Below are 1514 nucleotides of genomic sequence, written 5' to 3' on the forward strand. Positions count from 1 at the left end.
ACACCAAATGGAAAGGTAGATCGCAAAAAATTATTGAGTGAGGTTACAGCATGACCGCATATGGATCATTTTATTTTTTCGCTATAGTGGGCATTTTATTAATACCTACTATCATAGCTGGATTAAAGGGTAAAATGTTGCGTAAATATAATGCCGTTTTAACATTAGTCATGCTTGCTATTATCTTCTCGGATAAACCGAAGCAAGCGATTATGTTAGCCGTATTTATTATTTGGCAATATGCCCTGATTAAAGGCTATTTAATTTTAAGAAAACAAAAGAATAGTACACTCACTTTTTGTGTAGCTGTTATTTTATCGATTTTGCCACTTATTTTGGCAAAAATTGCACCGTTTGCACCTGATCTAAAGTTTATTGTATTTCTAGGAATGTCCTATGTAACATTTAGAGCAGTACAAATGGTATTTGAGGTTCGCGATGGCTTAATTAAAGAACTTTCCTTCTTTAATTTTTGGGAATTCGTTTTATTCTTCCCGGCAATTTCAACGGGACCTATCGATCGTTACCGCAGATTCCAAAAAGATATTCAAAAGCCACCTAGCGCTGAGGAATATCAAAACTTACTATATACAGGATTAAACCGTATTTTCCAAGGTTTCTTGTATAAATTTATTATCGCTTACTTAATAAAACAATATTTTATGGATCCGGCATTTGCTCAGCAAGATACAATCCTATCCAATATGATTTACATGTATAGCTATAGCTTATATTTATTCTTCGACTTTGCTGGTTATAGCTCATTTGTAATTGGTGTAAGTTATATGATGGGTATTAAAACGCCAGAAAACTTTAATAAACCGTTCATTAGTCGTAATATTAAAGACTTCTGGAACCGCTGGCACATGAGTTTATCATTCTGGTTCCGTGATTTTATTTACATGCGTTTCGTCTTTTTTGCAACGAAGAAAAAGTTAATTAAAAACCGTTATACAATTTCTTATATCGGTGCATTTTTGAACTTTTTCATCATGGGAATTTGGCATATTACTGGTGAGCATGTGTATCAATACATTATTTATGGTCTTTATCATGCCGCATTGTTTATTTTATTCGATATTTTCGAGCGAAAAAACAAGAAGCATAAGTTTTGGCCAAACAATAAATTTACACACGTCCTTGCGATTGTAATTACGTTCCACGTTGTATGTTTCGGTTTCCTAATTTTCTCTGGACACCTTAACAGATACTTTTAATGCACCCTTCTTATACTAGTAAGAAGTTGCACATATAATATATTTCGGATATAAAGGAGATTTTAAAAATGGCAGAATTCAAAGAGCAAGTATTAGATATTTTAGAAGAAGTATGTGAAAACGATATTGTGAAAGAAAACTCAGATGTTCAATTATTCGAAGAAGGTATTCTTGATTCTTTCGCTGTAGTATCTTTATTAGTTGAATTCCAAGAGCGTTTAGATATTGAAGTTTCTATTTCTGATTTTGACCGTGACGAGTGGGCTACACCAAACATGGTTATTAAAAAGTTGGAAG

General features: G+C 32.8%; 2 protein-coding genes. Both read left to right on the top strand.

Annotation, left to right across the window (positions count from 1 at the left end):
- The first annotated feature begins 50 nt into the window (after positions 1 to 50).
- Positions 51 to 1217: a D-alanyl-lipoteichoic acid biosynthesis protein DltB gene (gene dltB / locus AU379_RS20380; RefSeq protein WP_061139673.1), complete on the top strand. Its 1167-nt coding sequence runs from the start codon at positions 51 to 53 to the stop codon at positions 1215 to 1217.
- 68 nt (positions 1218 to 1285) lie between these two features.
- Positions 1286 to 1514 (top strand): D-alanine--poly(phosphoribitol) ligase subunit DltC (gene dltC, locus AU379_RS20385; RefSeq protein ID WP_061139674.1); only part of this gene is annotated, 229 nt, incomplete at its 3' end.

It is taken from the genome of Bacillus sp. JH7, from assembly GCF_001563515.1.
In the GTDB taxonomy this organism is placed as follows: domain Bacteria; phylum Bacillota; class Bacilli; order Bacillales; family Bacillaceae_G; genus Bacillus_A; species Bacillus_A cereus.

Bases quoted from the DNA above. Each gene is read 5' to 3' on its own strand.
- dltB (WP_061139673.1), top strand. From the start codon at position 51: ATGACCGCATATGGATCATTTTATTTTTTCGCTATAGTGGGCATTTTA.